The following is a 7,094-nucleotide window of genomic DNA, read 5'->3' as shown; positions in this document are numbered from 1 at the left end:
CCATCTGGGGCGGCAACCTGCTGCGGGTGATGCGCCAGGCGCAGGACTACGCGGCAAAGCAGGGCGGCTAGCCGCCCTGCGGTAGTGCCGGCCGCTGGCCGGCAATCCCCAAAGACCACCGGGCATGGCCCGGCGCTACCTTTACCGGCCGATCAGCGCGTTGCGACGGCTGTAGGCGAAGTACAGCACCAGGCCGACCACGTTCCACGCCAGGAAGTACAGCTGGGTGGTGTGCGGCAGGCTGATGAACAGATAGATGCAGCCCAGCGCCGCCAGCGGGCCGACGATGAAGGCGAACGGCGTGCGGAAGGTGCGCTCGCGGTTCGGCTCACGCACGCGCAGCACCACCAGGCAGATGCCAACGGCGGTGAACGCGGCCAGGGTGCCGGCATTGGCCAGCGCGGCGATCTCGTCCAGGCGCGCCACACCGGCCAGCGCCGACACAACCACGGCGGTGAACAGCGTGGTCGCCACCGGCGTGCCGGTGCGTGCGTTGACCTTGGACAGGCCACGCGGCAGCAGACCATCGCGGCTCATCACGAAGAAGATGCGGCTTTGGCCGTACAGGAAGGCCAGCAGTACGGTCGGCAGGGCGATGATGGCGATCACGCCGATCAGCATCGCGGCGGTTGGCTGGCCCAGCTGGCGCATGATCAGTGCCAGCGGCTCGGCACTCTGGCCGAACACGGTGTAGCTCATCGCACCGATCGCGGCCAGCGCCACCAGCACGTACACGATGGTGCAGCCGACCATCGAGCCGATGATGCCGATCGACAGGTCGCGCGCCGGGTTCTTGGTTTCTTCGGCGGCGGTGGAGATCGCATCGAAGCCGTAGAACGCGAAGAAGATGATCGCCGCCGCGGCCATCACGCCGCGCTCGACGCCATCCGGCCCCAGCGTCTTGGCGAAGCCGTAGGGCATGAACGGCTGCAGGTTGTTGGTATCGAACGCCGGCAGGGCCACCGCCACGAAGATGGCCAGCGCGATCAGCTTGAACACCACCAGGATCGCGTTGAGGGTGGCGCTCTCCTTGGTACCGGCCATCAGCATCAGTGCCACCAGCCAGGTGATGACGATGGCGGGCAGGTTGATCATGCCGCCATCGACGTGCGGGCCCGCCGCGAGCATGGCCGGCAGGCGCAGGTCCCAGCCGAACTGGGTATGCACCCATTCCAGGAAGCCGACGAAATAGCCCGACCAGCCGACCGCCACGGTACTCACCACCAGCGAGTACTCCAGGATCAGGCTCCAGCCCACCACCCAGGCGAAGACTTCGCCCAGGGCACTGTAGCTGTAGGTATAGGCGCTGCCGGCAGCCGGCATCATCGTGGACAGTTCGGCGTAGGCCAATGCCGCGCAGGCACACACCGCGCCGGCGATGGCGAAGGAGATCAGCACAGCGGGGCCGGCGCGGTCGGCACCGACGCCGATCAGGGTGTAGATGCCGGTGCCGACGATGGCGCCGATGCCGAGCGCGATCAGGTGCGGCCAGCTGAGGGTCGGGACCAGGCGCCGGCCGGCTTCATGGACGGTGACGGAATCTAGGGACTTGCGCCGGAGCAGGGACATGCAGGCCTCGGAAGGGGTGACTGAGAACGACAAGTTCCCGAGTGTGACCGAACGCAGCGCAGCATTGCCACTGACGGGGGTCATGCATGGCGTGGCGCGCGCTGCGCCCCGGCCAGGCTGCCGGAATCGGCACAATCCGGTGGCAGCTACCGGTGTGCGTTCGTCCCGGCCGCTCCTACGACTCGATGTTGGCCATGCCACTGACCGAATAGCGTTCACCCGCAGCGGCATGCAGCGGGAAGGCGGCATCCAGTGCGTCCAGCGTGGCCGCATCCAGTTCCACTTGCAGCGCACCGAGGTTCTCGTCCAGCCGTGCCTGCCGCGTCGTGCCCGGGATCGGTACGATGTGCTCGCCGCGCGACAGCACCCAGGCCAGCGCCAGCTGCGAGGCGGCGATGCCGCGTTCGGCGGCCAGCGCCTGCACGGTGTCCACCAGCGCCAGGTTGCGCTGGAAGTTTTCGCCTTCGAAGCGGGGCGAGGTGCGCCGGTAATCATCGGCGTCGAAGTCATCCGGGCTGCGGATGGCGCCGGTCAGGAAGCCACGGCCCAGCGGCGAATATGGCACGAAGCCGATGCCCAGTTCCGCCGTGGTGGCCAGCACTCCGTTCTGCTCCGGCTCGCGTGACCACAGCGAGTACTCGCTCTGCACCGCAGTGATCGGGTGCACCGCATGGGCGCGGCGGAGAGTGGCCGCGGAGGCCTCGGACAGGCCCAGCCAGCGCACCTTGCCCTGTTCCACCAGGCGTGCCATCGCACCTACGGTGTCCTCGATCGGCACGGTCGGGTCGACGCGGTGCTGGTAGTACAGGTCGATGTGGTCCGCGCCCAGGCGGCGCAGGCTGGCCTCGCAGGCGGCCTGCACATAGTCCGGGCGGCCGTTGACCTGGCGCCCCTTTGGGTCAGCCGGGTCCAGGCCGATACCGAATTTGCTGGCCAGGAACACCTGGTTGCGGCGCCCGGCAATCGCGTGACCGACCAGCACCTCGTTGGTGTGCGGGCCATACACATCGGCGGTGTCGAGCAGGGTTACGCCACGGTCCAGCGCGTGCCGGATGACGGCAATGCCGTCATCGTCACTGCCGCGGCCGCCGTAGTAGGCACTCATGCCCATGCAGCCGAGGCCGAGGGCGGACACGGTCGGGCCGACGGGGCCGAGAGTACGGGTCTTCATGCGGATCTCCTTGGGGAAGACGCCACGCCTGGATGGGCAGTGGCGAGGAGCACAGCATCCTCCACGCCATCATGTGGATAAACTGCGTGCCACCGGACTTACCTTGAAGGATGGCTTCACAATGGATGCCTCCGTCCCCCTCACCGCTGTGGTCGCCTTTGTCCACGTGGCCGAACATGCCAGCTTCACCCGCGCCGCCAATGCGCTGGGCGTGTCGACCTCGGCGCTGTCGCAGAGCGTGCGTGCGCTGGAAGCGCGGATGGGCGTGCGCCTGCTGCAGCGGACCACGCGGCGGGTGAGCCTGACCGAACACGGCGCGCGTTTCCTGCAGCGCGTGCGCGGAGGCCTGGACCAGATCGACCAGGCATTTGCCGAACTGGACAGCGCGCGCTCGGTGCCTGCCGGGCGGCTGCGTGTGACCCTGCCGCGCATCGTCGCCGATCGCATGGTGCTGCCGCGGCTGCCCGACTTCCTTGCGCGTTACCCGCAGGTGCAGGTGGAACTGTGCGTCGACCCAGCGCTGACCGATCTGGTGGCCGAGGGCTTCGACGCCGGCATCCGCCTGGGCGAATCACTCGCACAGGGCATGATCGCGGTGCCGGTCGGGCCACCCGAGCGGCAGGTGGTGGTGGCCACACCGGCCTATTTCGAACGCCATGGCGTGCCGCAGACCCCGCATGACCTGCAGGGCCACGCCTGCATCGTGCACCGCCTGGCCAATGGTCGGCTGATGCCCTGGGAGTTCAGCCGCGAAGGCCACGACCTGGACGTGGAAGTGAGCGGGCGGCTGGCGTTCAACGATGCCGGTGTCGCCCATCACGCCGTGCTGGCGGGGCTGGGCATGGCCCAGGGTTTCGCCTCGCTGATGGCCGACGACATCGCCGCTGGGCGAGTCCAGAGTGTGCTGCAGGACTGGCAGCCGCCGTTCCCTGGCTTCCACCTGTACTACCCCGCGCGCGAGCAGATGGCGCCCAAGCTGCGGGTGTTCATCGATCACCTGCGCGAGGGAATGCATGAGTCGTAGCCCTGATAGACGCCAACCTTGGTTGGCGGCCGTCGCGTCGGCTCAGTCGAGCCCACTCGACGCGACGGGCAGCGGCTCGACGCCCGCCCAATGGCAGCCATCTTCCTGCCACGCCTCGACGTCCTCTTTGAACTCGGTGCGTCGCCCGTCGCGGGCGCGCTCGTAGCTGAAACCGTAGACGCGCGCGCCCTGCGTGGTCAGGTAGTAGCGCCCATTGAGGCGGCCACTGATGCGTTCTTCCCAGACGCTGTCGAACTGGTACGGGCGGTCCTCGTCCAGCACCGTCGTTTCCTGCGACGCCCGTTGCACCTGCAGGCGGCCGCGTTGCCCGGCGTACTGCACGTCGGCGCTGCCATCGTCCAGCCAGCGCCACAGCAGGTGGATGCCGTCGTTGCGGCCCCCGGTGAGGCAGCGATGGTCCTGTGCGCTGGCCGCTGCGGTGCCGGCCAGCAGCCCGATGAACACCAGCGCCAGCCGCCGGATCACCCGTTCAGCCCCAGGCGGATACCGAAGCCGACCAGGAACAGGCCGGCCACACGCCGTAGCGCATCGCTGACCCGCGGGTGCTGGATCAACCGACGGCGGGCCAGGTTGCCGACCCAGATCAGCAGTGAGCAGTAGGCGATGCTGACCACGAAGATGATGCTGGCCAGTGCCGCGAAGGTGGCCATGCCCTGGTGTGCCTTCGGGTCGATGAACAGCGGCAGGAAGGCCATGTAGAACAGGATCGCCTTCGGATTGAGCAGGCTGACCAGGATCGCCTGTTGGAAGTAGCGGCCCGGCTGCATGCGCACCGGGCCAACCTCGGCACCGTCGCCCTTGGGCGCGCGCAGCAGGCTGATGCCTACCCACACCAGGTACGCCGCGCCGAGATACTGCACCGCGTGGAACACCGTCGGATTGGCCTTCAGCAGCGCGGCAACGCCGGCCAGTGCCAGCCACATCAGGATCTGGTCGCCAACCAGCAGGCCGGCCAGCGCCGTGTAGCCGCCGCGGACACCGCCACGACCGGTGGCGGTCAGCAGGGTGAAGGTGCCCGGCCCGGGCAGGGCGAGGAACACCAGCACAGCGAGCAGGAAGGTCCACAGGTCCTGGATGCCCATCCACGGCATGGCGCGATTCTCTTACAACGGGGGAGCACCATTGTCGGACAGTGGCGTTGCAGGCGACAGGGGCAGGCCGCCATGGCCGGGCATCGCGGACAGCAGCGGTTGCAGGTACTGGCGCAGCTGCGCGTGCAGTTGCCGCACCGCCGGTGAGAACTGCTTGCGGTGCGGACACACCAGCTGCAGGGGGATGTGGCTGCCGATGCCATCCAGCAGCACCTGCAGGCGTCCACCCAGCACGTCGTCGCGCACGTCCAGCCAGGATTTGTAGGTGATGCCCTCGCCGGCGACCGCCCAACGCCGCACCACGTCAGCGTCGTCGCAGACCAGTGGCCCGCGCACCGGGATCACTACGCGGCGCCCCTCCAGCTCGAATGACCAGCGATCGTAGGCACGCCCGCCGAGCTGGTAGACAAGGCAATCGTGTTCACGCAGATCGTCCAGCCGGGTCGGCGTGCCACGCCGCCGCAGGTACTCGGGCGATGCGGCCAGCACGCGCCGGTTGCCTTCCAGCAACGGCAGGGCGACATAGCTGGCATCGTCGAAGTGGCCAATGCGGATCGCCACGTCGACCGGGTCGCGGAACACGTCGGCCACTTCATCGGACAGGCGCAGGTGCAGGCGCAGCCGTGGATGTGCGGCACGGAACGCGGTCAGCCACGGCAGCAGCAGGTTGCGGCCGAAGTCCGAGGGCGCCGACAACTGCAGGGTGCCATGCAGTTCGGCATCCTCGCCCTGCACCCGCGCCTGGCCTTCGCGCAGGGTGGTCAGAACGTCCTGTGCGTAGGGCAGGTACAGCGCGCCTTCGGCAGTCAGCCGCAGGCTGCGGGTGGTACGCACGAACAGGCGCAGGTCCAGTTCGCGTTCCAGCCGCGCCACCGCCGCGGCCACCTGGCCTGGCAGCAGGTCGGCCTCGCGCGCGGCCTGCGAGAAGCTGCCCAGCGCGGCGGTACGGACAAACAGCTGCAGATCGTCGAAGCGGACCATTTTCATTGCTGCAGTGAAAGTGTTGACCGATTCTGCGCCTTTCTGCGCCCCCTGCGCACGGCGCACGCTGTGGTCTCTTCTCACTGGATCTCCCCCATGCGCGCCATTGCCTACACCCATACCGGCCTGCCGATCGACGACCCGCAGGCCCTGATCGACCTCGACCTGCCCGTACCGCAGCCGGGCCCACGCGACCTGCGGGTGGCGGTGCGCGCGGTGGCGGTGAACCCGGTCGACACCAAGGTGCGACGCGGCGCTGCCACCGATGGCCCGCGCGTGCTGGGGTGGGATGCGGTCGGCGTGGTCGATGCGGTCGGCAGCGAGGTGACCCTGTTCCAGCCCGGCGAGGCGGTGTACTACGCTGGCGTGATCGATCGCCCGGGCAGCAATGCCGAATACCAGCTGGTGGACGAGCGCAGCGTTGGCCGCAAGCCGGCCAGCCTGGACGATGCCGCCGCGGCGGCGCTGCCGCTGACCGCGATCACCGCATGGGAACTCCTGTTCGACCGCCTGCGCATCGCCGAAGGTGGTGGCGATGGCCAGACCCTGCTGGTGATCGGTGCAGCGGGCGGCGTGGGTTCGATCCTGGTGCAGTTGGCACGTCGGCTGACCAGGCTGACGGTGATCGGCACCGCCTCGCGCCCGGAGACCCAGGACTGGGTGCAGGCGATGGGCGCGCACCATGTGATCGACCACACCCTGCCGCTGGCCGAGGGCCTGGCCCGGCTGGGCATCACCGAGGTGGACCACGTGGCCAGCCTGACCCACACCGACCAGCACTATGCGCAGCTCGTCGAGCTGCTGGCGCCGCAGGGGCAGCTGGGGCTGATCGATGATCCGGGCCAGATCGATGTGATGGCGCTGAAGCGCAAGGCGCTGTCGCTGCACTGGGAATCGATGTTTACCCGGCCGCTGTACAGGACGGCCGACATGCAGCGCCAGCATGACCTGCTGAACCGGGTGGCCGAACTGGTCGATGCCGGTGTTCTGCAGACCACGCTGGGTGAGCACTTCGGGCGCATCGACGCGGCCAACCTGCGGCGTGCGCACGCGCTGCTGGAGAGCCATCGGGCGAAGGGCAAGATCGTGTTGGAAGGCTGGTAAGGGTTCCGGCCAAGCAAAGTAAAAGCGGGTGCTCCCTTACAAGAAACCCGTATCGATCCTTCTGAGCTTCATCCACGCATGGCGTGGATCTACTGCAGATCGCGGAAATCCGTGAAAGGCGGGGTGGCATGGG

7 protein-coding genes are annotated in these 7,094 nt (G+C 68.3%); 2 read left to right on the top strand and 5 right to left on the bottom strand.

The window, feature by feature from the left end; translation table 11 throughout:
- Positions 1-141: 141 nt before the first annotated feature.
- Together DBR20_RS01715 and DBR20_RS01710 are read right to left on the bottom strand one after the other, a co-directional pair.
- Positions 142-1,569, bottom strand: a complete 1,428-nt coding sequence (locus DBR20_RS01715) for an amino acid permease (protein ID WP_100554265.1) — start codon at positions 1,567-1,569, stop codon at positions 142-144.
- Positions 1,570-1,744: 175 nt separating this feature from the next.
- On the bottom strand, positions 1,745-2,740 hold the full coding sequence (locus tag DBR20_RS01710; protein WP_108264969.1) for an aldo/keto reductase: 996 nt from the start codon (positions 2,738-2,740) through the stop codon (positions 1,745-1,747).
- A gap of 121 nt (positions 2,741-2,861) precedes the next feature.
- Here DBR20_RS01710 and DBR20_RS01705 point away from each other — a divergent pair, with 121 nt between their 5' ends.
- On the top strand, positions 2,862-3,764 hold the full coding sequence (locus DBR20_RS01705) for a LysR family transcriptional regulator (RefSeq protein ID WP_108264968.1): 903 nt from the start codon (positions 2,862-2,864) through the stop codon (positions 3,762-3,764).
- 42 nt (positions 3,765-3,806) lie between these two features.
- Here DBR20_RS01705 and DBR20_RS01700 read toward each other — a convergent pair whose 3' ends face one another.
- Genes DBR20_RS01700 through DBR20_RS01690 form a run of 3 tightly spaced genes read right to left on the bottom strand, consistent with a single transcriptional unit; the run spans position 3,807 to position 5,863 of the window.
- A complete protein-coding gene (locus tag DBR20_RS01700; RefSeq protein ID WP_108264967.1) occupies positions 3,807-4,250 on the bottom strand; it encodes a hypothetical protein in 444 nt (147 codons plus the stop codon).
- The gene (gene leuE / locus DBR20_RS01695; protein ID WP_108264966.1) at positions 4,247-4,876 is read right to left on the bottom strand and encodes a leucine efflux protein LeuE; all 630 of its coding nucleotides are present in this window, start codon (positions 4,874-4,876) and stop codon (positions 4,247-4,249) included. The genes DBR20_RS01700 and leuE overlap by 4 nt, the downstream gene beginning before the upstream one ends.
- Positions 4,877-4,888: 12 nt before the next feature.
- Entirely contained in the window at positions 4,889-5,863 is a 975-nt protein-coding gene (locus tag DBR20_RS01690) for a LysR family transcriptional regulator (protein ID WP_108264965.1), read from the bottom strand.
- Between the two features lie 90 nt (positions 5,864-5,953).
- Between DBR20_RS01690 and DBR20_RS01685 the strand changes: the two genes are divergently transcribed.
- Entirely contained in the window at positions 5,954-6,961 is a 1,008-nt protein-coding gene (locus tag DBR20_RS01685; RefSeq protein ID WP_108264964.1) for a zinc-binding alcohol dehydrogenase family protein, read from the top strand.
- Positions 6,962-7,094 lie beyond the last annotated feature (133 nt).

Origin of the sequence: Stenotrophomonas sp. HMWF023 (assembly GCF_003060985.1) — a bacterium.
In the GTDB taxonomy this organism is placed as follows: Bacteria; Pseudomonadota; Gammaproteobacteria; order Xanthomonadales; family Xanthomonadaceae; genus Stenotrophomonas; species Stenotrophomonas lactitubi.
Note: the sequence above shows the minus strand (reverse complement) of the source record. Positions and strands in the feature narration are given on the sequence as shown.

Bases quoted from the DNA above. Each gene is read 5' to 3' on its own strand.
- DBR20_RS01715 (WP_100554265.1), bottom strand. From the start codon at position 1,569: ATGTCCCTGCTCCGGCGCAAGTCCCTAGATTCCGTCACCGTCCATGAA.
- DBR20_RS01710 (WP_108264969.1), bottom strand. From the start codon at position 2,740: ATGAAGACCCGTACTCTCGGCCCCGTCGGCCCGACCGTGTCCGCCCTC.
- DBR20_RS01705 (WP_108264968.1), top strand. From the start codon at position 2,862: ATGGATGCCTCCGTCCCCCTCACCGCTGTGGTCGCCTTTGTCCACGTG.
- leuE (WP_108264966.1), bottom strand. From the start codon at position 4,876: ATGCCGTGGATGGGCATCCAGGACCTGTGGACCTTCCTGCTCGCTGTG.
- DBR20_RS01690 (WP_108264965.1), bottom strand. From the start codon at position 5,863: ATGAAAATGGTCCGCTTCGACGATCTGCAGCTGTTTGTCCGTACCGCC.
- DBR20_RS01685 (WP_108264964.1), top strand. From the start codon at position 5,954: ATGCGCGCCATTGCCTACACCCATACCGGCCTGCCGATCGACGACCCG.